Here is a 22,708-nt window from a genome sequence, read left to right as displayed (position 1 = left end):
CCGAACGGGGCACCCGCGGTGGGTACCCCGCTCGGCGCGAACGGATTTCGGCTCGGGTCGGTATGCAGCCAGGTGGGCCGTCACACAGGCCGGAGAGTGAACAGGTTGTCGGCGGGGTCGACGACGGCGTCGAGACGCGCGCCGAGCCGCATCATGGGCTCGGGGTGGCATCTGACGCACCCCTCGAACATGGGCACGTCCGGACCACTGATCCGCAATGTCATTGTCGCCCAATCACTTTCACCGTCATTGGTCACCGTCATCGCGACGACCTCCGCGACCGCCGGCAGACCGGATGCGCGCAACCGCGCGAAGTCCGCCTGCTGCTCGCCGGCGTCGCTCCACAACGACAGACTCGCGGCCGCCAGGAGCGGGACGCAGAGGATGCCGACCAGGCCACGCTCCCACCAGGCGATGCCGGAGACCATGAGCCCGGCGAGCACCCCGGCGGCTGATACTCCGACACCGATCGCCGCGCAGCGCGCCGCGACGACACCGCCACCGGTGAATGTCGCCGCCCGCCCGGTCATGCCCTCGTCCGCGGTCACAGCGAGATCGTTGCATACCGCGGCGATGACCTCCCGGTGATCGAGAGTGGCCCGCTACCGCGGGAGGTGCAGATCTAGCTTCGGCTCGTGACCAACCAGAACTTCCGCCACCTGCTCGCTCCCGCGACCATCGGTCCCATCACAGTCCCCAACCGTGTCGTGCTGCCCGCCATGGACATGAATCTGTGCGTGGACGGGGAGATCGAGCAGGGCGACATCGACCATTTCGTCGCCCGCGCGGCCGGCGGTACCGGGCTGATCATCACGGGATGCTGTGCTGTTGCCTATCCGGTCGGGTGCGCGAGCACCAAGGAACCCGGGCTGTCGGAGGATCGGTTCGTTCCGGGGATCAGGGCGCTCGCCGACGCGGTACACGCGGCCGGGAGCAAGCTGTGCGTTCAGATGACCCACCACGGCAAGGTGGCGCGGATCGACACCGTCGAAGGCCGGCCGCTGCTGGTTCCCTCGCCGCCCGGCGCGGCGCTGGACCTGTCCGCACTGGGCGACAACACCCCCGAAGAGCTGCGGCGCATGGCGGCGGTCACCGGCGGCAAGCAGCCCACGTATCACGAGGCAACGCGGGAGGATCTGGCCTGGCTGGTGCGCTGCTTCGCGGAAGCGGCCGGGCGGGTGCGGGCGGCCGGCGGCGACGCGGTGGAGATCCACTGCGCCCACGGCTATGTACTCGGCGGCTTCCTCAGCAGCGCGGACAACAAGCGCACCGACGAATACGGTGGCTCGCTGGAGAACCGGGCGCGGCTGGCCGTCGAGGTCATCCGGGCCGTCAAGGCGGAAGTCGGTGACGCGCTGGCGATTCTGGTGCGAGTGGCCGGACGCGAGTTCGGGGAGGACGGGGCGCTGACCACCGCGGAGGCCGTGCGGGCGGCGGCGTTGTTCGAGGCGGCGGGCGCGGACGCCATCCATGTCACCGGCTGGGGGCGTAACCCGTTCTCGAACTTCACCGATGGCCCGCTGCCCGATCGGGTGGGTGCGTACACCGACCTGGCCGCCGAGGTGAAGCGGGCGGTGTCCATTCCGGTGATCGCGGTCGGCCGGGTGCTGCCGGAGGTCGGCGAGCGGGCGATCGCCGCGGGCCGGGCCGATTTCGCCGCGATGGGACGACAGCTGCTCGCGGATCCGGACCTGGTGCACAAGTTGCGGGCGGGTGAGCCGGAGCGCATCCGGCCGTGCATCAATTGCTATGTGTGCGTTCAGGAGAACTTCTGGGACGGCACTCCGGTGTGTGCGGTGAACCCGGCGCTGGGCAACGAGGCCCGGCTTCCGCCGGCGCCGGCCGCGCGGCGCAAACATGTGGTGGTCGTCGGAGCCGGGCCGGGCGGGCTCGAGGCGGCCCGGGTGGCAGCCGAGCGTGGACACCGGGTCACGGTGCTGGACAAGTCCGATCGGATCGGCGGCACGCTGTGGTTCTCCAGCCTCACCACGCCCGATAATCAGCGGCTGCTGAACTGGCTGAAGGTCGAAGTCGAACGCCTGGGCGTCGACATCCGCTTGAAGACCGAGGCCACGGTGTCCTCGGTCACGGCGTTGCGTCCGGATGCGGTCGTCGTCGCTACCGGCGCGGTGCGGGAACGCCCGGCCGTCCCCGGCGGCGATCTGCCCCACGTGCACACCCGAGACACCTTGCGGGCGTTGCTGACCGGCGTCGGCGAGGTCGCCCGGATCCCGCGCCTGCTGCGCGTCATCGCCGCGTTGGGCAAGCTGTCCGGAATCACCACGAGCCCCGCCGCGATCCGCGCGGTGACGCGCAGGTTCCTGCCGACCGGCAAGGACGTGGTCGTGATCGGCGGTTCCCTTGTGGGGCTGGAACTTTCGGAATTCCTGGCCGCACGCGGACGCCGGGTGACCCTGCTGGAGGAAGGGCAGCAGCTGGGGGTCGCGATGGCGATGCCGCGCCGGTGGACCGCCGTCCGGCACGCGGGCGAGCTGGGTGTGACCATCCATCGCCATGCGACCGTGCAGCGAATCACCCGCGAGCACGTGGAGTTCCGCGTCGGCGACCGGACGTTGACCGCTCGGGCGGCCATGGTCGTGACGGCCTCGGGGGTATCGGCGCTGGCGCCGCTCGCCGAGGAGCTGCGCGGTGTGGTCTCCCAGGTGCACGTGATCGGTGACGCCGGCCGGGTCGGCTACATCGAGGGCGCGATCCACTCCGCATGGAACGTGGCCGCGCTGTTGTGAGAGCCCGGCGGTGGAGTCCGGGCCCGGCGTTCCGGTTCCTCGGGTCGCCCCCGGGAATGTGTCAGGCCGCCTTGGGGTTCAGGATCCGGGACACCGCACGGGCCGCGCCGGCCACCAGTGGCGCGACATGCTTCAGTCGCCCATCGCGGCCGTCACCGCACAGTGAGACGGCCGCGATGGTGGCATCACCGCTGCGCACCGCCGCTGCGACGCAGGCGAATTCCGATTTCGCGGGGTCACGGTGGAAGGCCAGTCCGCCGCGCTGCCGGATTCGACTGAGCTCGAGGTGCAGTGCGGGGGTGGCGACGGTGTGGCTCGGTGGCGTGGGGAGGTAGAGGGAGTCCACCGTCTCCGGAGCGAGCCCGGCCAGCATCGACTTACCGTCGGCCGTGTGGTGGGCGGCCACGCGGCCGCCGACCCGCGACGGCACCTGCCGGGCCGACGCCCCGCCGACCTTGTCGAGGAAGACGACGTCGCAGCCGTCGAGCACGCTGAGGTGCGCCACCAGCCCGGTGCGCAGGTGCAACTCGTGCAGGCGGGCCGCCGCCGCTTCCCGGATCTCCCCGTGCCCTCGCTCGTCGCCACAGGGTCCCAGGGCTCGGCGACCGAGCCGATAGCCGAACGTCTCGTGCTCGATCCACTGGAACCGCAGCATCTGGTTGAGGATGCGGTGGACGGTCGAGCGCGGCAGTCGCGCCCGGCGGGCGACCTCCTCGAGGGAGAGCGGCACCCTGCGCCCGTCGAACGCGTCCAGGATCAGGGTCATGCGCTCGACCATGGACGGCGATGGCTCGGTGTGGCGAGCTTGTGTCGCTTCAGTCGAATTGATGACAGCCATCGAGCCCTCCAAAGATGCACTTCAGTGGCTACTTGTCGCGCCAGAACTGAAATTGATTCTGGTCGCAGGTTAGCATCGTAGGGCGGTTTCACAACGGAAAACGGCCCCGGCGCCTGTTCCACCCACCGGGATCACCCGACCTGCGTCCCCGCGCCGGAGGTACAACGGCTACGCCCGCCGCAACCCCAGCCGAGAGGTACATCCGAACATGCGCATCGGACTGTCGTCACCGATCGTGGTCGCCCACCCGGCCGCCCACGCCGAGTGGGAGCGCGACGCCGGAATCGACGAACTCGCCCGGATCGCCGAAGCCGCCGACCGCCTCGGATTCGACCACCTGACCTGCAGCGAGCATGTCGCCGTGCCCGTCGACGTCGCCGCCGAACGCGGCGGCGTCTACTGGGACCCGCTGGCCACCCTCGGCTTTCTCGCGGCGCGGACCAGCCGGATCCGACTCGCCACCGAGGTTCTGGTGCTCGGCTACCACCACCCGCTCGAGATCGCCAAACGCTACGGGACGCTGGACGCCGTCAGCGGTGGACGGCTGATCCTGGGGCTGGGCGTCGGCAGTCTCCGCGCGGAATTCGACCTGCTCGGTGCCTCGTTCGAGGACCGCGGCGCGCGCGCCGACGACGCGCTCGCCGCGCTGCGGGCCGCACTGTCGCGTCCGCGGCCCGAATATCACGGCAGCTTCTACGACTTCGCGGACATGCTGGTCCAGCCGCATGCCGTTCAGGACCGCGTACCCCTGTGGATCGGCGGCCGGACCCGACGGTCACTGCGCCGGGCCGTCGAACTCGGCGACGGCTGGGTCCCGTTCGGGCTGTCGCTCGACAGCACGGCGGAGATGCTCGCGGCCGTCGAACTGCCCGCCGGGTTCGACGTCGTGCTCGGCCCAGGTACCCCGCTGGATCCGCTCGGCGCGCCGGCCCGCGCCGCACGCGCCCTCGACCGCTGCGCGGCGGCCGGCGCCACGATCGCGAATATCTCGCTGACCAGCTCGGACGCCGACCACTACCTCGATCAGCTCACCGCCCTGCGCGCGCTCGCCGTCGAACTCGGCTGCACGCTTCCGGCCGACCACACCGAAACAGGAGAATCATGACCGACACCGCCGAACTGGTGACCCAACTCGCCGCGCGCGTACGCACACTCGAGGACAAGCTCGCCATCAGCGGGCTCATGGCCGCCTACGGGCCCGCGATCGACAGCGGCAGCGCCGACGCCGTCGCCGCACTGTGGACCGATGACGGCGTCTACGACATCGACACCGGAGTATTGCGCGGACACGCCGAGATCATCGCCATGGTTCGCTCGCGCGCACATCAGGACTTCATCGCCGGCGGGTGCGCGCATCTGCTGGAACCGGGACACATCCATGTCGACGGCGACACCGCGGTGGCGACCGGCAAGTCGCAGTTGGTACTTCGCGGTGGCGACGGCTTCCGGGTCGCGCGGATCACCGCCAACCGCTGGGAATTCGCCCGCGTCGGCGGCGAGTGGAAGGTGACACGGCGCACCAGCCGTCTGCTCGACGGTCGCGCCGACGCGCGAGAACTGCTCGCGCTCGACACCTCGGACACCCGAGGTCTCACTCAGCGGTAATCCCGCTTCGGTGAATGTCGCACAGTGAAATGTTGTGCGCATCACAACTCGAGGAAAGACAGCCGTGATGACGACACAGGAAGCGCAAGTGCACGCACAGATCGAAGCGGTGATCACCAGACTGACCGGGCCGGGCGGCCGGTTCGAAATCGTGCCCGAGACGGTGCTCGGCGTGACCATGCCGGTGATGCGCCGTCGCGGCCGGGCCGTCGGTGACCTGATGGCGGCCAGCCGGGCCTGGGGAGATCGGGACTACCTGGTCACCGCGGACCGGCGGATCTCGTATGCCGAGCATCTGGCCGCGGTCGCGGCGCTCGCGACCGCGTTGCGGGACGATCTCGGGGTGCGGGCCGGGGATCGGGTGGCGATTCTGGCCGCCAACAGCCCCGAGTGGGTGATCGCGTTCTGGGCGACGCAGTGCCTGGGCGCCATCAGCGTCGGCCTCAACGGCTGGTGGACGCCCCGCGAAACCGATTACGCGCTGCGGCATTGCCGTCCGTCGGTACTGATCGTCGATGCCAAGCGCGCCGAATCATTGACCGGCCTCGACACTTCCGGGATCGCGGTCCTCACCGTCGAATCGGATGTGCCGCGGCTGATCGCCGCCCGGGCCGGCGCCGAACTGCCACGGGCCGAGGTCGACGAGGACGATCCGGCGGTCCTCCTCTACACCAGCGGAACCAGCGGAAAACCCAAGGGCGCGTTGCATTCTCAACGCAACGTGCTGGCCGTCGCCGACTACCACCGGTTCTCCGACGCGTTCGCGATCGAACTGTCCGGCCACACCTACACCGACACCGAACCGAGCCCGCTGCGCTATCTGCTGACCTCACCGCTGTTCCATATCGCGAGCCTGCACAATCTGGTGGTCCCCCGCCTGGCGACCGGCAGCGCGGTGGTGATGCATCAGGGCGCGTTCGACGTGCCGGCCGTGCTCGGTCTGATCGACCGGGAACGGGTCACCAACTGGGCGCCGGTGCCGACCATGGCCGGGCGCCTGCTGGCCTGCGAGAACCTGGACGACTACGACCTGTCCTCGCTGACGGCGTTCGCCTTGGCGTCGGCGCCCTCGTCGATCGCGTTGCAGGACCGGCTGCGGGAACGATTCGCGTTCGCGCGCGACGCCCTCGTCGACAGTTACGGCCTCACCGAATGCAGCACGGCCATCGCGGTGGCCACCTCGGCGGATCTCGAACAGGCGCCGGGCACGCTCGGGCGGCCGATCCTCACCGTCGATCTGGAGATCCGGGATCCCTTCGGCGTCCGCGTTCCCGACGGCACCGAGGGCGAGGTGTGCGTGCGCAGCCCGTTCGTGATGCTCCGATATTGGGAAGACGAAGCCGCCACCGCCGCTGCCATCTCCCCGGACCGGTGGTTGCGGACCGGCGATTTCGGTGTGCTCGAAGCGGGCCGGTTGCGGCTGGTCGGCCGCCGCTCGGACCTGATCCTGCGCGGCGGGGAAAACGTCTATCCCACCGAGATCGAGCAGTGCCTGGAGGAGCATCCGGAGGTGCTGGAATGCGCGGTGATCGGTGTGCCGCACGAGGATCTCGGCCAGGAGGTCGCCGCGGTCGTGGTGGTACGTCCGGGGACAGCGGCCGACGAGCCGGAGCTGCACCAGTTCGCTGCCGGGCGGCTGGCCTATTTCAAAGTGCCCTCGCGGTGGCTGATCCGCACGGAAGCCTTGCCGCGCAACGCGACCGGGAAAGTGATCCGCCGGTCGATCAGCCTCTGACCGGGGTTCCGCCGGGTGGTCCGATCGCGGACCGCCCGGCGGTCAGCCGCGCGTGTCCGGCCACTCGGCGAGCAGCAGATCGCACGCCACCCGCAGATCCTGTTCCGCGTCGGGGATACCGATTCGCCCGTTGAGGCAGGACTGGAAGATTCCGAAGGCCGCCTGGATCAGGACTCGGGTCAGCATGGCTTCTCGTTCGGTCGGCCGCTCGATGCCCGCCGCGTGGTAGAGCAAGCCGCGGAAATTCCGTTCGACCTGCGTGGTGTCCGGTACGACAGACGGTTTGGCCGTGCTGTTGGCTTGGATCATCGCCGCCGACAGCAACGGCCGGCGCAGCAAACCGCGCACCACTCGCACCAGGGTTTCGTAGACCGCGTCCGCGGGTCGCTCCGCGGTGCTGGGGCGACGCCGGAAACCCTCGCCCATGCGGTCGATCTGGCGAAGCATGACAGCGACGAAAAGGTGTGTCTTGGAAGGGAAGTAGCGGTACAGCGTGGCGACCGCCACGCCCGCGGCCTTCGCCACCTCGCTCATCTGGACTCGGTCGAATTCCTTCTCGGCGGCCAGGGCGGCGGCGGCTTCGAGGATGCGTCCCACCCGAGCGTGCTGCTCGGTGGAACTCGGCGCCGCGGCGTCGCGTTGCTCGGCGATTCTCGCCATGTGCTGCACCTCCTTTCGCTGTCGTGCCGATACGTTCGGCCTCGATGCTGTCAAACCCGCGCGACGACCGTGGCTGCCTTCCGATGAGTGGGATGCCACGGCGCGGCCTCGCACATCCCATTGACCGGAATGGTCCACAACCTGCCGAACATTGTTGCCTAGCGTGACCTCGCCGGGCCTCGAGTGCCCGGACCGGTCGGCACCGCCGCCCGGCGGAAGAGGAAGGCCCCACAGATGATCGACAAGAACCGGTACGGGCCCTGGGCCGTCATCGCCGGCGGCTCGGAGGGGGTGGGCGCGGCCTTCGCCGACGAGTTGAGCCGAGCGGGTGTGCATCTGGTGCTCATCGCACGCAAGCCCGATCCGCTCGAAGCGACGGCGGCCCGTGCCCGGGCCCACGGCGTCGAGGTGCGCACGCTGGCCGTGGATCTGCTCGCACCCGACGCGGTGGACCGCATTCGAGCCGCAACCGACGATATCGAGGTCGGGACCCTGATCTTCAACGCCGGTGCCAACAGTTACGGGCACGAGTTCGTCTCGGGTGATATGCGCCGGTTCCGTGCGGTGATCACACTCAATGTCGATCGCCAACTGGAGCTTTCGCAGCATTTCGGTGCCGGGATGAAGGAGCGCCGGCGCGGAGCGATCATGCTGCTCGGTTCCCTGTCGGGCTACATGGGCGCCGAACACGAGGGCATCTACGCGGCGGCCAAGGCGTTCAGCCGGGTCTTCGCCGAAGGACTGTGGCTCGAACTCGAGCCGTACGGGGTCGATGTCGTCGAGTTGGTCCTCGGCGTGACCCGAACCCCGGCGATGGAGCGGGCGGGCTTGAATTTCGACATCCCCGGGTTGGCGGTGTCCGAACCGGAGGACGTCGCCCGCGAAGGTTTGGCGCATCTCACCGACGGACCGGTGTGGGTCGCGGGCGGAAACTACCGGATGGCACAGAAGCGCTCCGCATTCCCCCGCGCCGAATTGGTCCGTGCAACTGCGCAATTGATGCGAAAACTACTGAACCGCACCTGACGCCAGGGTGTTGTTCCACGCCCACCACCTTCCGAACAATCACGGGTACAGGAGAATTCGATGCGTTTGGATCAAAAGGTCGCGATCACCGGTGGTGTCGGCGGTATCGGTCGCGGCAAGGACAGCGCGGCGAGAATCCGGGACTTCGCGGCCCGCGAGTTCGGGCCGGTGAGCGTGCTGTGAACAACGCCCACGCCTCTCGTCAGGCCCGTTGGTCGAGACCACCGCGCAGATGCTGGACCTCTCGTTCGGCACGGGCTTCCATCCCACGTTCCGGCTGATGCGGGCCTGCTATCCGGATCTGCGCGACACCCGAGGCTCGGTGATCAATTTCGCCTCCGGCGCGGGCATCGAGGGCCATGTCACGCAGGCGTCCTACGCCGCGGCAAAGGAGGCGATCCGCGCCATCAGCCGGCGGGCCGGTAGTCGGTGATTGCGCCGATCCGGCCGCCGGCTTCCGCTACAGCCCGTGGATCAGCTGAGTTTCAGTCTCCGGCCGACGATCTCCTTCATGATCGGCCTGCCCGAACGCGATCGCTGGCCGGATCGACACAACCGGGAGCGTGCTTGGTCGGGTAGTCGCCGACGGAGATTCGTGGAGCTGAGCGTCCAGAACCCCTACCCCCAGAAAGAGATTCATGAGACTCATCAGTCCGGCGAGGTGACGACGGTCGGGTGCTGACACCGGCGATCATCTCCACGACGGCGTCAGACGTGACCGAACCGACCAGCCACAAACCCAACGAATCAATGTCCGGATGGTCGGTGGCTGGCGGCGCGCCCGAGACGCCGAGCCCACAGGCCCGCCGATGGCCGTACTCCAGGGGTTGCAGGCCAGTGCCCGGCGGAGTTAGATTCATGTACATGCATGTAAGCCGGGTGCCGAACGACAGAGCCCCTTCCGTGGACAGACTGCTCGACGACTGGCTACAGATCGCGGCGTTCGTCGGCTCCGCGGACGCCAACGCGAGCAAATGGCTCATGACCCACCACGGGATCTCACTGACGGAGTATCGCGCACTGCGGAGCCTCGCCGCCACGCCCGACAAGGAACTACGCGTGAACGTGCTGGCCGCCCAGATCGGCCTGAACCAGAGTTCGGCGACCCGACTGCTGGACAGGCTCGACACAAGGGGCCTCACGCGCCGCGATATCTGCACCGACGACGGCCGTGGCGTCTACGCGGTCATCACCGACCGCGGTGAAGGGGTCCTGCGCGACGCCAACGGTCCGCTCGCCGACCACATTCGGCAACTGCTCGACCAAGCACCCGCTACCGACCCAACACTGGACCCAGCCCACATCGGCCGCATCATGACCTCGTTCGGCGATCTGCTCAACCGCGCGACCGACTGACCCCACAGGCCGGCACGATCGGCCACGTCTACCCATATAGATGCATGTACAGACAATTGATTGGAGTGGATTCCCATGCACTGGCTCTACCTCGCCGTCGCGGTCGTCTTCGAGATCACCGTCGCGGTCGCCGCCGGCCGGGCCGCCGGATTCACCAACCTACGATGGACCGTCGTCACGCTGGTCAGCGGCGCGATCGGCACCTACTTCCTCAGCCTGGCCCTGCTGACATTCGACGTCGGCGTCGGCTACGCCATCTGGACGTCCATCTCCGGCATCGGCATCGTGCTACTGGGCGCGCTGCTGTTCGAGCAGCGCCTGGACTGGCGTCGGTTCGCCGGCATCGCCCTCGTCATCGTCGGCGTCGTCGGACTACAGCTCAGCGGCGCGGCATGACGCTCATCCACGAAACCATCTCCATCGAGCTGATCGGACATTCACATGACCACTGAGTCGACCACTTCCACCGACCACACCACCGATCTCCGCAACTGGCTCGTGCTGCTCCTGGCCGGCGCCTTCGAAGTCGGCTACGCCCTGTCCGTCGGGGGCAGCCGTGGATTCACCATCGTGACGTGGTCGCTCGTGGCGATCGCCTTCTTCCTGCTGACCCTCTTCGCCTTGAGCGTGGCGCTGCGCACCATCGACGTCGGCATCGGCTACGCCATCTGGGCCGGTATCGGTGCCGCCGGAGCTGCACTACTGGGCCCGGTCTTCTTCGCCGAGAAGCTGTCCGCCGCCAAGCTCTTCTGGCTCGCGGTCATCATCGTCGGCGTGATCTGGCTCAAGCTGGCCGACCGTACCAAGATCGACTGAGGAGCGATCGTGCGCCTTTTGATCCGCACCAGCTCGGGCTGCCGGCCCTCCCCCACCGGGTGACTGGCCTTCCACGCCGCGGCGAGCATCTGCCGGGCCACGTCGCGGACGATCTCATCGATCAACGACCGCGATGATGCGGCCTCGACACCATCGGCGTCGACGTTCTGGACTACCGTGAGCACGGACGTACCTTCCCGGCCGGCGTTGGCGCGTCGGAGTGATCAAGACTTGTATCTGTCGTAGATCATCCAGGAAGGTGCGTCCTTCCCGTCATCCGCAGGTCTTGATCATTTCTCCGCTATTCACGCGCACTGCAGCGATCCTGCCGACACGTGGGGGCCGAGGAGCGTGATCGTTCGGCCGAGCGGGGCGATCCTGTCGTTCCATCTGCCGGGGCTGAGGGATATCCGTGCGAGAAGTAGCTGTCGGAACAGCGCGGTCCTCGCGGGGGGGGAGCGCGGGCTTATGCGGCCCTTGATTTTCGACCGGTTCCACGCAGTCCACGCCGATGTCCGGCGCCGCTGATGGTATACAGCGCCATGCCGCCGGCGATCATCATGATCGGCCACGTGATGAGGCTCAGTGGTCCGACGAACAGTGGATCGGGCGCGTGGTCCGACGCGGCGGTGAGCTGCGGCAGCGGCAGTGCGAACTCGTTCAACCCGAGGTGGGCTGCGACGGCGGGCCAGACCGAGTGTGTGCGGATCCGGATCACAGCGATAATTGCACCCGCGGCGACTGCCACCGCGACGGCGGCGGGGATCGCGACGTAGAGCGGATGGCCGGGATAGCTTCCGCCCAGCGCGGTCATGGGCATATGCCACAGACCCCAGAGCACGCCGCCCACGCAGATACCCGTGACGGTACCGAAGCGAAGTGTCAACCGCGGCATCATGTACCCCTGCCAGCCGATCTCTTCGCCGAGATAGAGGGGCAGCGAGACAATCGCCGACAACGGCATAGCCAGCAGCGACCACGCGGACTGCGGCCACGCTGGCCGATACACGCCCGACAGCGCCGCGGGTATCAATCCCACCAGGGTGATTGCGACGAAAACTGTACTCGCCCAAAGGCATTGAACCAGCGCGCGCCCCCGGGGGCTGGGCAGTCCCAGCGATAGAATTCGCGGCACGTCACGCCACGGATGACGCCATCGGGTCAGCAGGATCGCGACCACGGCGGGAACGACCATCATGGCGAACAGGCAGGCCGCCACCAACGGGCCCGCGTGCTGCGACGGCGCTTCACGCCGAAATCCCGTCAGCCACAACGGTGTTGCCACCAGCCATGCGCCGAGATAGGCCGCCGGCACGAAGTACCACAACTCCTTGACTGCCCGACCGCGTGAATCGTCCCGCTGGTGTCGGGGAGGTGTTCGCAATTCGTTCCTGTTCGTCACACTCGGTAACGGTAGGCAGGTCGACGAGCCGGGGCGGTGACACAATCACCCCGATCGAAGGTGGAGTCAGCTACACCGTCCCGGCCTCGACACGGAACCGGCAGTGGTCATGAGAAAGGGACACCCTGTGCGGGTGCCCCTTGGAGAAGGTCGTCTCGGCGCGAGGCGCTTTCGCGTCCGGTTGCCTGTGTTCGTCCGTGGCGGCCGAGTTATCCGGTCGACCCGGAATCGGGCTGGCGGGGATTGTTGTCGACCTCCGCGCCCAGGTATTCGATGCCGACCACGTAGGTCTGCTCCCAATCGCCGAAGTCGTTCCACCTCATCGTCATGTGGGGTTGCCCGTTGGCTCCGATAGTGGTCTGAGGTCTCATTGTGCCGGGTCTGGAGATGCCCGGGCATTCGGCATTCACGCGACCGGCCGAGTGCGGGCCGATCCAACTGTCGATTGTGTAGCCGATGGCGCCGTCGGTGCATTCCGCGCGGGAAGTCACCCGGTAGGTGTCCTCGGTGTCGTTGCGGCAGTTGAGGTCTTTTTCGCAGGTAAGGCCGGGGGCGATCTCCAGTGCCGCGGCCCGCGGGGCGAGGACCCCGACCGCGGTGGCAGCCAGCGCGCTGAGGCACAGACCGGCCGCCAACCGGCGAACTGCAGACGCACTACCTGTGTCGGCCCTGACCTGTCGACCGTTGATTTCGTTGCTGCTAATCACGATCGCAACGTTAGGTACGACAGCGGGCCGATGCCCGGGAGCACGCACCCCATCTGGTGGTGGTACCAGCTACACCGTCACGGCCGGATCAGGATGAAAGACTACCGGGGTGTCTGTATCAGTCGCTTCGTGGTGGGATCGGGTAGGCAATGGAGCCCGCGCCAGTGCAACCACTTTCGGAATAGGCCTGTACGCGATTGTCGCAGTGCCCCTGTTGATCTACACGGCCGTTGCCTGCCTCGTGGGCATCGGGTTCGTACTCGTGCCGCCGCAATTGTGGGTGCTCGGTCGAATCGCCGATTCCGAGCGGATCCGGCTGGCCCGTGAACTGGATAGTCCGGAAGTACCGACCGGCAGGCCCTTTCGGTGGCTGCCCGCGCTCGTCGCCGACCGAATCGTGTGGCGTGAAGTACGGTGGGTCGTCGCGATGCTTTTCGTCGGCGTTGTCCTCGGCGCGGTAGGCCTCGCCCTCGCTGTGCTACCGGTGCTGAGTTTTGCGGCTATCTGGTTGTGGTGGTTGTTTCCGCAGGGCACTGTCCGGGTGGTGGCCAACGTGCCAATCACCGGATGGGCGTCGGCGTTCACCGTGGGAATCGTGCAGACGGTCGTCACCACGGCAGTAGCCGTCGTCTGTGTGCCGCTGATCGCGCGTAGCGGCATGCGAATATCGGAGGTCTGCCTACGAGCGGGAATGAACCAACAATTGGCGCATCAGATCACCGAACTTCAACGCACCCGTTCCGGGGCAGTCGACGCGCACACCGCCGACCTGAGGCGCATCGAACGCGACCTGCACGACGGCACGCAAGCCCACCTGGTGGGTCTCGCGATGCGGTTGGGTTTGGCGATGCGGGTCCTCGAGCGTGACCCCGAGGCAGTCGGCCCGCTGCTGGAACAAGCCCGCGACGGTGCCGAAGCCGCGATGAGTGACCTGCGGACCGTCCTGCGCACCACCTATCCACCGATTCTCGCCGATCAGGGCCTAGACGGTGCGGTCGCCGCCGTGGCGGCACGCTGCACTGTTCCCACCCATGTGCAGATCGAGGTCTCTGGTGACATACCCGCCTCGGTGGAAGCAGCTGTGTATTTCGTGGTCGCCGAGGCACTCACCAACACCGCACGCCACTCCGGCGCGACCACCGCCCGTGTCGAGGTGCGCAAGATCGGCCGGTACGTCACCGTCGAGGTACACGACAACGGGCGTGGCGGTGTCGACGAGTCCAAGGGCACGGGGGTCGCCGGCATGCGCAGGCGGCTGGAAGCGCTCGACGGTGTTCTCGCCGTCGACAGCCCGCTGAACGGACCGACCGTATTGCGGGCGGCGTGCCCATGCGAGTAGTGATCGCCGAGGACAATGTGGTTCTCGCACAAGGGCTCGTGCTCCTGTTGCGCGAGGAGGGTCACGAGGTCGCGGCGGTCACCACCGACGGCGACTCGTTCATCGCTGCCGTCGCCGAACATTGCCCCGATGTCACCGTCGTCGATGTACGGCTGCCGCCGACCTTTCGGCATGAAGGTATCCGCGCGGCGCTCGAGGTGCGCTCCCGCTTTCCGGGGCAACCCGTGCTCGTCTTCTCACAGTACGTAGAGCACAGCTACGCCCGCGATCTGCTGCGCGATGGCGGTGGCGTCGGCTATCTGCTCAAGGACCGTGTCGCACGGGTCGACGACTTCCTGCGCACCCTGCAACACATCGCCTCGGGCGGCACCGTGATGGACCCAGAGGTGCTCGAACAGCTCATGACCCGCCACGATCCGGTATCCACACTCACCGCCAGAGAACGCGAAGTCCTCGAGCTGATGGCCCAAGGTTATGCAAACGGCGAGATCGCCCTACGCTTGCAGGTCACCGAGCGTGCGATCCATAAACATGTCGGCAATATCTTCGCCAAGCTCGACCTCCCCACCGAAGACAGCGGCCACCGTCGGGTACTCGCGGTGCTGGCCTACCTCAGCCGTTAGAACGGCGCAAGCGGCTGAATACCCGCTGATCGCACTGTCTGCTGGCTCATCGTTCGACTTCTCGCCTCACCGTCCAGACTTGCGCGACGCCCCCTGATCGAAGAGGGCACCGCGCCGCTCACCGACGTCATGTCCACGTCACCCCTCGGCCCTGCCAGTGACCACCGAGATCGGCCGGTCGAGGTCGACCTGCCCCGCGACATGAACTCGAGCTTCGATCCGCAGATCGTGAAAAGGTCAGCGTGGGTCTGTCATGACCGGCCCCGATCGAAACACATTCTGTGTCACCTTCAGGCAGGGTCTTCGGCGCCGCGGTAGGTGTACAGGTCTTCAAGGAATTTGCGGCGCAGGGCGGGGATCTTGCTGGTGAGGCTGAAGTAGGTGCGGGCGGCGAAGAGCGCCAGGCGGCCGGTGCCGGGCTTGTAGAGCGGGTCGTCGCCGCTGGTGCCGTTGTTGTCGAGCGAATCGGCGACGCGGGCGAAACCGTAAGGGATCATTTCGGCTTCGTAGTCCGCGAGCGCGGAGAGCAGGGACTTCTCGCCGTGCGCGGCGGCGACCAGTTCGCGGCACAGCAGGGCGGCGTCGCGCAGGGCGGTGTTGGCGCCGACACCTTGGCCGGGGGTCATGGTGTGGATGGCGTCGCCGAGCAGGGTGATGTTGGTGGTCTTCCACGGCTCGACCGGCACGGAGGTCGAAATGCGCAGGGGGAAGGCGGCTTCGGGGTCGGACAGCTCGAAGATGCGGCGCAGGTTCGGGTGCCAGTTGCGGGTGACCTCGAGGGCGGTGGCGATGAGTTCGGTGCCGCGCTGGTCGACGGTGCCCTCGGGAAAGTGGTCGTGTGAGCTCCACACCGAGAGGTTGACGTAGTCGCGGGTGTTGTCGAATTGCAGGCCGTTCCAGCTGTCCAGCAAGGCCGCATCGGCCGGGTTCTTGGGGTTGCCGTCGGCGTCCCACTTGAACTCCATGACATGCAGCATGCCGATCAGGCCCTTGGTGGCGAAGATGAGGTTGATGCCGTTGAGCATTTCGTCGGTCAGCAGGGCACGGATCTCGGGGGTGAGCGCGGTCTTGGTGGCGATGGAGGTGATGCCGGCGTCCTTGATCTGGGCGTGGGGCAGATACTGTTCGCGGACCTTGGAGCGGGTGCCGTCGGCGGCGATCAGGACATCGCCGGTGTCGGTGGTGCCGTCGGCGAAATACGCGGTGACGGTGCCGTCCTCGTGCTGTTCGTAGTGGGTGAATTCCTTACCGAAGCGCACCACGTCCTCCATGCCGGTGAACAGCACCTGTCGCAGCGTGGACCGCGAGACCGAGCGCTCGCTGTTGACCTCGTCGCTGTCGTCGCGCAGCGGGATGCTCGCGGTGGCATGCATGGACTGGGTCAGCACGTTGAAGTGCCGCGGCCCACGCGCGCAGGTAGCGACGAAGGTGTCGAACAGCTCCGGCGGCAGGCACTGCTTCAAGGCCCGGTTGCCGGTGGGGTCGATGCCGACCCGATAGCCGTAGAGGCCGTCGCTGCGGGAGCCGTAGCGCTCGTAGACGGCGACCTCGACGCCCGCCCGCTTCAGGCCGTGCGCCAGGCACATGCCGCCGGTGCCGCCTCCGATGATCATGACCCGCATGTCAACCACTTCCCTTGAAATTCGTTCTTCTTGTTTGTCAAGCAAATACAGGTTGTCATTCAAGATACTTGATTGTCAAGTCTATTTTTCGGGCGATGTGCCACGACCGCCGCAGAGCCCGGTCCGGGCCGTGATAGACCCGAAGGTCAACCGGCATGGTCGGCCTCGGCGCGGGGGATGATCGCCGCGCAGGTTATGACACGGCACAGCACTGCGCAGGCCGCGCACGCCACCACCGACCACTGCCCCGCGCGGCCGATCGCATCCCCGTGACCGGCGCCGACGCGGGCGAAGAACGCGTTGCCGATGACCGCCACGCCCAGCGCGCCACCGAATTGCTGGGCAGTGATGAAGACACCCGACGCGACGCCGGCCAGATCCTCCGGCACGGCGGTGAGCATGATGTCGGCCAGCGGGATCACCATCAGCCCAAGGCCCGTGCCGGCGACCAGAAGTCCCGGCACCAGAGGCCAGGCCGCCGCGTGGGTGCACACGTGGCCGGTAGCCCGCACAACCCAGCAGAGCCCGCCGACCAGGATCAGCCCGCCGGCCGCCGGGACGCCGCGGCCGAACCTCGCCACCAGCCCGTCGACCATCGGAGCGGCCAGGAAGGTGCCAACGCTGAACGCCACCATCAACAGCCCGGCCCGGGCCGGCGAATAGCCTTGACCGGACTGCAGCCAGATGGTGAGGATCAGCATGAAACCCGACATCGCACCGCAGAACAGCAGCTGCACGACCAGTCCGGCGACGAATACCCGCGAAACGAACAACCCGGAAGGCAGCATCGGCCGCTGCTCATCGAGCACCTGTTGCCACTTCGCCAACCCAGCCAGGCCCGCAACGCCCGCGCCCAGGCGCAACCACCCCCACAATGACCACCCCACGGAGCGGCCCTGCACCAGTGGCAGCACGATCGCCGCCAGCGACAGCGCCAATGCGCCCGCGCGTACGACACCGACCCGGCCGGGCCCATGGTCGCGGGCAGCGGGAATCCACAATGCGCCCAACACGATCAGGACGGCGGCCAGCGGCACGTTGATGGCGAAGATCGTCCGCCAGCCCCACCCGAACAGGTTCCAGTCCGTCAACACCCCGCCCAATACCACTCCGGCCGCCATCGCGAGCCCGGCGATCGCGCCGTAGATCGCGAACACCTTGCCCCGCTCCGCGCCGGTGAACAAGACCCGCAACGAGCCGAGCACCTGCGGCATGATCACCGCGGCAGCCACACCCTGCGCAGCCCGCGCCACGATCAACTGGTCCGGCCCCGCCGCCACGGCACCGGCCAGGCTCGAGACCGCGAACCCGGCCAACCCGGCCAGGAACAAACCCTTGCGGCCGAACCGATCGCCCAGATGCCCGGCGACGATCAGGGTGGCCGCGAACCCCAGCAGATAGGCCGACACCGTCCACTGCAGCTCGGCGGGAGTAGCGCCCAGCCCACGGCCGATCGAGGGTAGCGCCGTATTGATGATCGAACCGTCGATCACGTCCAGCAAGGCCGCCGGGATCATCACGACCGCGGCAGCCCACCGCTTGGGGTGGGGTGACAGCGCGATGGCCGGCGCCGCGCCGGTCGCCTTCACGGACTCGGGACATGAGCGGCTCCCCCATCTCACTTGACTGCTATGAATCTTGAACATAATGTATCTTGATTATCAATTTATTTTTGCGTGTAAGGAGATGAAACGGATGTCAAGTGAGATGGCGGAAGCGCTCGCCGAACTCGGGCAGGCGACCCAGGCCTACCAGGCCGCCGTCGACGACTTCGACCGCGAGACCGCCCGCCTGCTGGGCGTCAACGGCACCGACCTGCGCTGCCTGGAAGAACTACTCACCACCGGTGAACTCAGCCCTAGTGAACTCAGCGACCGGCTCAACCTCACCACCGGCAGCGTCACCGTCATGCTCGACCGGCTGGAGAAACTGGACCTGCTCGTCCGGGCGCCACACCCGGTCGACCGGCGCAAGGTGGTGATCCGCATCACCGACGAGGGTGCGCGACGCTGCTTCGACCTCGTCGGCCCGCTGATCAGCGACGGAGAGCGCGAGCTTGCCGCGAAATACGATGCCGGACAGCTTCGGCTGATCACCGACTTCCTGCGCACCAACACCACGATCCAGCAACGCCACATCGATCGCCTCCGCGACCGGCCCACCCCGTCGACCGGCCGCCGCCGCACCGGCACACGGTGATCGCCTCGGAGCGTGCGACGCGCAGCCGCTGCCCGCACCGCGAAACCAGCACAGGCAGCGGCGAATCGCCGTACCTCAGACCGAATCGAGGACGACGACGGCGCGGTCGCCGGGCCGCAACAGAGTGAGCCGGTCACGCAGCCCAGCATCGGTGAACGCCGCGAGCAGTGCGGCGCCACCTTCGGTGAAGTGCTGCCAGCTGTCGAAGTGCAGCGGCACCACCTGTCCGGCACCCAGGATCCGGGCAGCCGTGGCGGCCTCGGCGCTGGTGAGCGTGAGGTGACCGTGCTCGATCAACTCTGTGCGCGCCGCACCCGCGAACAGCATTGCCACGTCGATGCGCGGGAATCGCTCGGCGACCGAGCGGACGACATCGAGCGACGCGTTGTCGCCGCTGATGTACACCGTTGGCAGATCCGCGCCCGTGAGCACGAACCCGGCCACCTCACCGACCAGATGCTCGGTACCGTCGGGACCGTGGCGTGCCGGAACACGGGTGATTCGCAAGGTGCCGCCGGCCGGTCGGGCGAGATCGACGTACTCCCAGATCCCGACCGCGCGGCATGATCCGGCCAGCCGTGACTCGGCGGCCGCGGTGGTCAGGACCAGCGGCACCTGCGCGAGATAGTGGCGACCCGCGGTATCGAGATTGTCAGGATGCTGATCATGGGACAGCAGTACCGCATCGACCGGGCCGAGCTGCTGTGGTGACAGCGCCGACGGAGCGGTTTTGACCAGTACTCGCCCCGCTCCGAGCGGATACTCGCCCGGCCCGTCGAAGGTCGGATCGGTGAGCAGCCGCAGTCCGGCGACATCGAGTAGCGCTGTAGGTCCGCCGAGTGCGCGGATCTCGATGCCCGGTTTCATCGGGCGCCGCCCGAAGTGGCTCGGGCAGTAGCCCGCACGATAGCAACGGCATTGGCGATGGCATAGATCGACACCGCCACGGGGACCAAGATGCGCTCGTCGGTGGCGATAAGCACCACTGTGGCAAGTGCGAGCAGCACCGCGCGCTGGGCCGCACCGTTGCGGGCGATCGCCGTGAGAACTGTCGTGTTCATTGGATGCTCCTGCGTGGGTCAGTAACCGACGGTGAATCGAGTGCGGAGGAAGTAGTTGTTCTCCACGGCGTCTACGACGGCCGAGGCGTAATCGCCTACGCTGATCCGGCTTTCGCCGTGTTCGTCGACGATGGGAGTGTCGCGCGCCTCGGCGCGGTAGGTTCCGGTCCGGTCTCCGGGCACCAGATGCACCGGTGGCGGACTGGCATAGGACCACGCGACCGGCGTCTGCATCGCCGCTCGGAACAGCTGTAGCGCCTCGCCCTGATCGCGGGCCGTCTCGAGATACTGCGGCGGAAAGTCCGGTGCATCGATAAACCGTTGTCCCGGTGCGTATTCCAGGCTGCCGCCGCCACCCAGGAAGACGAGCCGATCGACATCGGCCTTCGGCAAGGCCGCCAGCACGGCTTCGGCGGCGCGTGGCACCAGCCGGTCGCCGCCCTTGACCGCGACCACTACAGCGTCGTGCCCGGCCACCCGGGGCACGATCGATTCGACGTCGGTGACATCGACATCCGCCCGCCCCAACGCGGTGACCCGATGACCGCGGGCCCGCGCTTCCCGTGCCACCGCACCTCCGAGGTTGCCCGTCGCGCCGATCACGGCGATCCGAGCCCGGCCCAGTGCCCACGCCCGATCGAGGAATTCGGTGATGATCGGAACCACGTGCGGCAGTGTCTCTTCCAGTGCGAAATGGCCGGTGTCGAGCAGGTGCAGTTCGGCATCCGGCAGATCGCGCAGGTATGAGGTCGCACCCGATTCGGGAAAGAACAGATCGTGGCGGCCCCAGAGGATCAGTGTGGGTGGCTGATGCTCGCGCAGCCACCGCTGCCAGGTCGGGTAGAGCTCGACATTGGCGTGATAGTCCAACGCGAGCGCGATCTGGGCTTCCTCCCGGCCTGGTTGGTCCAGGAAGTACTGGTCGAGGGTCCATCCGTCCGGGGAAACATGCTCGGGATCGATTGTGCCGCCTTCATATTGCGCCCGGGTGACCGCGAGAGTGAGGATCTGCCGTACCTGGTCTTCCGCGCCCGCGACGCCGGGCCGATTGGCGATCAGCTCCCGGGCCGCCTCGGACAGGCCCTCGACGTAGGAATTCGCGTTCTGTATCACCAGGCCGGCGATCCATTCCGGATGCCGGGTAGCCAGTCGAAGACCCACCGGGCCACCGAAGTCGAAGGCGTACATGACGAATCGGCGCAGCCCGACAGCCAGCACGAAGCCCTCGACGGTGTCGGCGAGTGCCTCGAACGAGTAGTGGTAGTCCGCTGGAACCTCGGTGTGACCGAAGCCGGGATAGTCGGGCGCGATCACCCGGTATCGGGAACCCAGCGCATCGATCAGCCTCCGGAACTGATGCGAAGCGGAGGGAAAACCGTGGAGCAGCAACAGGACCGGCGCATCGTCGGGTCCCGCGCTGCGGTAGAACACGCGGGCGCCGTCGACATCGACGAACCGGTGCACGATCTGGGGTATGCCCATGGCAATCCTAACAGGAATCGATTTGCGTTAACATGGGAAGCATGACCGGCACGGAGGCTTAATGCAAGAGAATTCTCATTTACCGAGGTCGGCGGAGGCCCAATCCGGGACACGTCGGCCCGGTGGACGCACCGCACGCACCCGCACCGCCGTACTCGACGCGACACTGGCCGAATTGGCCGAGTTCGGTTATGGCGGTGCCAGTCTGGACCGGATCGCCCAACGGTCCAACGTCGCGGTGTCGACGATCTATCGGCGCTGGGGCACTCTGGAGGCGCTCATTCGCGAGGTGGCCGACCAGCTCACGACCGAATTCACCATGCCCGACACCGGAGATCTCGAGCAGGATCTGCGCTATGTCGCCGGCGCTATAGTGCGGCTGCGGGACAGCCCGGCGCATCGGGGATGGCTGGACTGCATGGTCTCGACCGCCGTGCGCGATCCCGCGGCGCGGAGAACGCTGACCGTCGCGATCGATGACCGGGCCGAGCGGGCGTCGGTCGCGGTACTGCGCGCGATCGACCGGAGCGAGGTGCCGGCCGACACCGACCCGATCCAGGTGATTCGCTGGCTCGCCGCCCCGCTCTATCAGCGGATCTACATCACCGGAGAGCCGGTAGACCTCGACCTTGCGGGCCGTTGTGCCGCCGTCGCCGCGCACGCCGCGCGCGCTGGTCTACTGTCCGGCTTCAGCACCGGTAACGGATGAGCAGTCCGGCGGAAGACGCCAGCCCGTGCGTCACCACCGTCTCGCCGGCACCCGTAGCGTTCGAACACGTCGCACAGCGAGCACCGCATCGGAGAAATTCGCAGGTCCCGCGCGCAGCGAGCCCTCGGGGTTGCTGACAGCGCTGCGGCGACGCCTGCCCGCACTTCCCCGGGTATGCCGGTACCTGGGACCGCGTCTCATGCCGTGGCGGATTCTTCGGTGAATTCGTTGATGCCGGTAGTGAGATCGAGGGCGTGGGCCGTGCGGGCGGCTGCTTCTTCGAGGGCGATGCGAGGCAGCGTGGGGAGGGTACTCGGGTAATACGTTCCAGGACCGTAGAACTGGCCGTATTGGACTACGCCGCGTGCCGCAGGCACCGACTGCTCCAGGAAGTCCTTGGCGGCCTGGCCTTCTCCGCTCATCTCCCAGGCGACGCTCTGGGCGATGAAGCGCGAGACGCCGGCGGCGCGGGTGGCAGCCAAAAGGTTTGTGGTGCCGTCGCGGCGGATACGAGCGTTGGCCGCGCGGCCCGCAGGAAGGCGTGTCGCGTCGTCGGGGAGAGCTGGTGCATAACCCAGTTCGGGGGCGAACGCGGTGACGGCTGCGGCGAGGCCGTCGGCGTCGAAGGCGTTGCACACCACTGGTTCCGCACCGATGGCGGCGAGCAGCCGCGCCTTTTCCGGTGAGCGTGTCATGCCCGCTACCTCGTGTCCCGCCGCGACAAGGAGCGGCTCCGGCCGTCGATCTGCACACAACGTTCGTCGCCCCGGACCCGGCAGGT

At 67.5% G+C, this 22,708-nt stretch carries 24 protein-coding genes and 1 pseudogene; 14 read left to right on the top strand and 11 right to left on the bottom strand.

Annotated features, from left to right (window positions below):
• Positions 1-80 precede the first annotated feature (80 nt).
• Positions 81-548, bottom strand: a complete 468-nt coding sequence (locus EBN03_RS29575) for a hypothetical protein (protein WP_122191439.1) — start codon at positions 546-548, stop codon at positions 81-83.
• Between the two features lie 87 nt (positions 549-635).
• Here EBN03_RS29575 and EBN03_RS29570 point away from each other — a divergent pair, with 87 nt between their 5' ends.
• A complete protein-coding gene (locus EBN03_RS29570; RefSeq protein ID WP_267899316.1) occupies positions 636-2,747 on the top strand; it encodes an oxidoreductase in 2,112 nt (703 codons plus the stop codon).
• Positions 2,748-2,808: 61 nt separating this feature from the next.
• Here the strand turns inward: EBN03_RS29570 and EBN03_RS29565 are convergent, their stop codons facing one another.
• Positions 2,809-3,513 (bottom strand): IclR family transcriptional regulator, encoded by a 705-nt coding sequence (locus EBN03_RS29565; RefSeq protein ID WP_233608723.1) that lies wholly within the window; start codon positions 3,511-3,513, stop codon positions 2,809-2,811.
• Here EBN03_RS29565 and EBN03_RS35335 point away from each other — a divergent pair.
• The 4 genes from EBN03_RS35335 to EBN03_RS29550 all read left to right on the top strand — a co-directional run bounded on the left by EBN03_RS35335 (position 3,512) and on the right by EBN03_RS29550 (position 6,925).
• Entirely contained in the window at positions 3,512-3,658 is a 147-nt protein-coding gene (locus EBN03_RS35335) for a hypothetical protein (protein ID WP_233608722.1), read from the top strand. The two genes, EBN03_RS29565 and EBN03_RS35335, sit on opposite strands and share 2 nt — an antisense overlap.
• A gap of 135 nt (positions 3,659-3,793) precedes the next feature.
• Positions 3,794-4,690, top strand: coding sequence for a TIGR03619 family F420-dependent LLM class oxidoreductase (locus EBN03_RS29560; RefSeq protein ID WP_122191437.1), 897 nt, complete (start codon positions 3,794-3,796; stop codon positions 4,688-4,690).
• On the top strand, positions 4,687-5,190 hold the full coding sequence (locus EBN03_RS29555; RefSeq protein WP_122191436.1) for a nuclear transport factor 2 family protein: 504 nt from the start codon (positions 4,687-4,689) through the stop codon (positions 5,188-5,190). The genes EBN03_RS29560 and EBN03_RS29555 overlap by 4 nt, the downstream gene beginning before the upstream one ends.
• 67 nt (positions 5,191-5,257) lie before the next feature.
• A complete protein-coding gene (locus tag EBN03_RS29550; protein ID WP_122191435.1) occupies positions 5,258-6,925 on the top strand; it encodes a class I adenylate-forming enzyme family protein in 1,668 nt (555 codons plus the stop codon).
• Positions 6,926-6,967: 42 nt separating this feature from the next.
• Here EBN03_RS29550 and EBN03_RS29545 read toward each other — a convergent pair whose 3' ends face one another.
• Complete coding sequence (locus EBN03_RS29545) at positions 6,968-7,585, bottom strand: TetR family transcriptional regulator (RefSeq protein ID WP_122191434.1); 618 nt, start codon at positions 7,583-7,585, stop codon at positions 6,968-6,970.
• A 234-nt stretch (positions 7,586-7,819) separates the two neighbouring features.
• Here EBN03_RS29545 and EBN03_RS29540 point away from each other — a divergent pair, with 234 nt between their 5' ends.
• The 5 genes and pseudogenes from EBN03_RS29540 to EBN03_RS29520 all read left to right on the top strand — a co-directional run bounded on the left by EBN03_RS29540 (position 7,820) and on the right by EBN03_RS29520 (position 10,783).
• Positions 7,820-8,611: an SDR family NAD(P)-dependent oxidoreductase gene (locus tag EBN03_RS29540; protein WP_122191494.1), complete on the top strand. Its 792-nt coding sequence runs from the start codon at positions 7,820-7,822 to the stop codon at positions 8,609-8,611.
• Positions 8,612-8,671: 60 nt separating this feature from the next.
• Positions 8,672-9,038: pseudogene (locus EBN03_RS34700) on the top strand (SDR family NAD(P)-dependent oxidoreductase); the annotation flags it as partial.
• 476 nt (positions 9,039-9,514) lie between these two features.
• Positions 9,515-9,967: a MarR family winged helix-turn-helix transcriptional regulator gene (locus EBN03_RS29530; RefSeq protein ID WP_233608721.1), complete on the top strand. Its 453-nt coding sequence runs from the start codon at positions 9,515-9,517 to the stop codon at positions 9,965-9,967.
• Between the two features lie 60 nt (positions 9,968-10,027).
• Entirely contained in the window at positions 10,028-10,363 is a 336-nt protein-coding gene (locus tag EBN03_RS29525; RefSeq protein WP_233608720.1) for a DMT family transporter, read from the top strand.
• Positions 10,364-10,408: 45 nt separating this feature from the next.
• A complete protein-coding gene (locus EBN03_RS29520; RefSeq protein ID WP_122191432.1) occupies positions 10,409-10,783 on the top strand; it encodes a DMT family transporter in 375 nt (124 codons plus the stop codon).
• A gap of 466 nt (positions 10,784-11,249) precedes the next feature.
• Here the strand turns inward: EBN03_RS29520 and EBN03_RS29515 are convergent, their stop codons facing one another.
• Positions 11,250-12,185: a type II CAAX endopeptidase family protein gene (locus tag EBN03_RS29515; protein WP_147471750.1), complete on the bottom strand. Its 936-nt coding sequence runs from the start codon at positions 12,183-12,185 to the stop codon at positions 11,250-11,252.
• Between the two features lie 209 nt (positions 12,186-12,394).
• Entirely contained in the window at positions 12,395-12,820 is a 426-nt protein-coding gene (locus EBN03_RS29510) for a hypothetical protein (RefSeq protein WP_122191430.1), read from the bottom strand.
• Positions 12,821-13,001: 181 nt separating this feature from the next.
• Here EBN03_RS29510 and EBN03_RS29505 point away from each other — a divergent pair, with 181 nt between their 5' ends.
• Positions 13,002-14,231 carry a sensor histidine kinase gene (locus EBN03_RS29505; protein ID WP_122191429.1) on the top strand — a complete coding sequence of 410 codons (1,230 nt, stop codon included), beginning with the start codon at positions 13,002-13,004 and terminating at the stop codon, positions 14,229-14,231.
• A complete protein-coding gene (locus tag EBN03_RS29500; RefSeq protein ID WP_122191428.1) occupies positions 14,222-14,854 on the top strand; it encodes a response regulator transcription factor in 633 nt (210 codons plus the stop codon). Before EBN03_RS29505 ends, EBN03_RS29500 begins: the two co-directional genes overlap by 10 nt.
• Positions 14,855-15,144: 290 nt before the next feature.
• On the opposite strand, the gene EBN03_RS29495 is transcribed toward EBN03_RS29500, so the two are convergent.
• Together EBN03_RS29495 and EBN03_RS29490 are read right to left on the bottom strand one after the other, a co-directional pair.
• A complete protein-coding gene (locus EBN03_RS29495) occupies positions 15,145-16,467 on the bottom strand; it encodes an FAD-dependent oxidoreductase (RefSeq protein ID WP_199743020.1) in 1,323 nt (440 codons plus the stop codon).
• Positions 16,468-16,622: 155 nt separating this feature from the next.
• Positions 16,623-18,065 (bottom strand): MFS transporter, encoded by a 1,443-nt coding sequence (locus EBN03_RS29490; protein ID WP_199743019.1) that lies wholly within the window; start codon positions 18,063-18,065, stop codon positions 16,623-16,625.
• A gap of 106 nt (positions 18,066-18,171) precedes the next feature.
• On the opposite strand from EBN03_RS29490, the gene EBN03_RS29485 reads away from it, so the two are divergent.
• Positions 18,172-18,675 carry a MarR family winged helix-turn-helix transcriptional regulator gene (locus EBN03_RS29485; RefSeq protein WP_233608719.1) on the top strand — a complete coding sequence of 168 codons (504 nt, stop codon included), beginning with the start codon at positions 18,172-18,174 and terminating at the stop codon, positions 18,673-18,675.
• Positions 18,676-18,750: 75 nt separating this feature from the next.
• On the opposite strand, the gene EBN03_RS29480 is transcribed toward EBN03_RS29485, so the two are convergent.
• Genes EBN03_RS29480 through EBN03_RS34360 form a run of 3 tightly spaced genes read right to left on the bottom strand, consistent with a single transcriptional unit; the run spans position 18,751 to position 21,218 of the window.
• Positions 18,751-19,542, bottom strand: a complete 792-nt coding sequence (locus EBN03_RS29480; RefSeq protein ID WP_122191424.1) for an MBL fold metallo-hydrolase — start codon at positions 19,540-19,542, stop codon at positions 18,751-18,753.
• Positions 19,539-19,736, bottom strand: coding sequence for a hypothetical protein (locus EBN03_RS29475; RefSeq protein ID WP_122191423.1), 198 nt, complete (start codon positions 19,734-19,736; stop codon positions 19,539-19,541). Before EBN03_RS29475 ends, EBN03_RS29480 begins: the two co-directional genes overlap by 4 nt.
• Positions 19,737-19,754: 18 nt before the next feature.
• A complete protein-coding gene (locus EBN03_RS34360; protein ID WP_158675777.1) occupies positions 19,755-21,218 on the bottom strand; it encodes an alpha/beta fold hydrolase in 1,464 nt (487 codons plus the stop codon).
• Between the two features lie 61 nt (positions 21,219-21,279).
• Here EBN03_RS34360 and EBN03_RS29465 point away from each other — a divergent pair, with 61 nt between their 5' ends.
• A complete protein-coding gene (locus EBN03_RS29465) occupies positions 21,280-21,927 on the top strand; it encodes a TetR/AcrR family transcriptional regulator (RefSeq protein ID WP_122191422.1) in 648 nt (215 codons plus the stop codon).
• 197 nt (positions 21,928-22,124) lie between these two features.
• On the opposite strand, the gene EBN03_RS29460 is transcribed toward EBN03_RS29465, so the two are convergent.
• Positions 22,125-22,682 carry an NAD(P)H-binding protein gene (locus EBN03_RS29460; RefSeq protein WP_267899317.1) on the bottom strand — a complete coding sequence of 186 codons (558 nt, stop codon included), beginning with the start codon at positions 22,680-22,682 and terminating at the stop codon, positions 22,125-22,127.
• Positions 22,683-22,708: the final 26 nt, after the last annotated feature.

The sequence above is a fragment of the Nocardia stercoris genome, from assembly GCF_003696265.1.
GTDB classification, from domain to species: domain Bacteria; phylum Actinomycetota; class Actinomycetes; order Mycobacteriales; family Mycobacteriaceae; genus Nocardia; species Nocardia stercoris.
The sequence above is the reverse complement of the archived record's forward strand: the minus strand, read 5'-3'. Positions and strand labels throughout refer to the sequence as shown.

What these genes read in the sequence shown, in the direction of transcription:
- EBN03_RS29560 (WP_122191437.1), top strand. Translation starts at nt 3,794, where the DNA reads ATGCGCATCGGACTGTCGTCACCGATCGTGGTCGCCCACCCGGCCGCC.
- EBN03_RS29485 (WP_233608719.1), top strand. Translation starts at nt 18,172, where the DNA reads ATGTCAAGTGAGATGGCGGAAGCGCTCGCCGAACTCGGGCAGGCGACC.
- EBN03_RS29495 (WP_199743020.1), bottom strand. Translation starts at nt 16,467, where the DNA reads ATGATCATCGGAGGCGGCACCGGCGGCATGTGCCTGGCGCACGGCCTG.
- EBN03_RS29465 (WP_122191422.1), top strand. Translation starts at nt 21,280, where the DNA reads ATGCAAGAGAATTCTCATTTACCGAGGTCGGCGGAGGCCCAATCCGGG.
- EBN03_RS29540 (WP_122191494.1), top strand. Translation starts at nt 7,820, where the DNA reads ATGATCGACAAGAACCGGTACGGGCCCTGGGCCGTCATCGCCGGCGGC.
- EBN03_RS29565 (WP_233608723.1), bottom strand. Translation starts at nt 3,513, where the DNA reads ATGACCCTGATCCTGGACGCGTTCGACGGGCGCAGGGTGCCGCTCTCC.
- EBN03_RS29550 (WP_122191435.1), top strand. Translation starts at nt 5,258, where the DNA reads ATGACGACACAGGAAGCGCAAGTGCACGCACAGATCGAAGCGGTGATC.
- EBN03_RS29475 (WP_122191423.1), bottom strand. Translation starts at nt 19,736, where the DNA reads ATGAACACGACAGTTCTCACGGCGATCGCCCGCAACGGTGCGGCCCAG.
- EBN03_RS29545 (WP_122191434.1), bottom strand. Translation starts at nt 7,585, where the DNA reads ATGGCGAGAATCGCCGAGCAACGCGACGCCGCGGCGCCGAGTTCCACC.
- EBN03_RS29500 (WP_122191428.1), top strand. Translation starts at nt 14,222, where the DNA reads ATGCGAGTAGTGATCGCCGAGGACAATGTGGTTCTCGCACAAGGGCTC.
- EBN03_RS29480 (WP_122191424.1), bottom strand. Translation starts at nt 19,542, where the DNA reads ATGAAACCGGGCATCGAGATCCGCGCACTCGGCGGACCTACAGCGCTA.
- EBN03_RS29520 (WP_122191432.1), top strand. Translation starts at nt 10,409, where the DNA reads ATGACCACTGAGTCGACCACTTCCACCGACCACACCACCGATCTCCGC.
- EBN03_RS29555 (WP_122191436.1), top strand. Translation starts at nt 4,687, where the DNA reads ATGACCGACACCGCCGAACTGGTGACCCAACTCGCCGCGCGCGTACGC.
- EBN03_RS35335 (WP_233608722.1), top strand. Translation starts at nt 3,512, where the DNA reads ATGCGCTCGACCATGGACGGCGATGGCTCGGTGTGGCGAGCTTGTGTC.
- EBN03_RS34360 (WP_158675777.1), bottom strand. Translation starts at nt 21,218, where the DNA reads ATGGGCATACCCCAGATCGTGCACCGGTTCGTCGATGTCGACGGCGCC.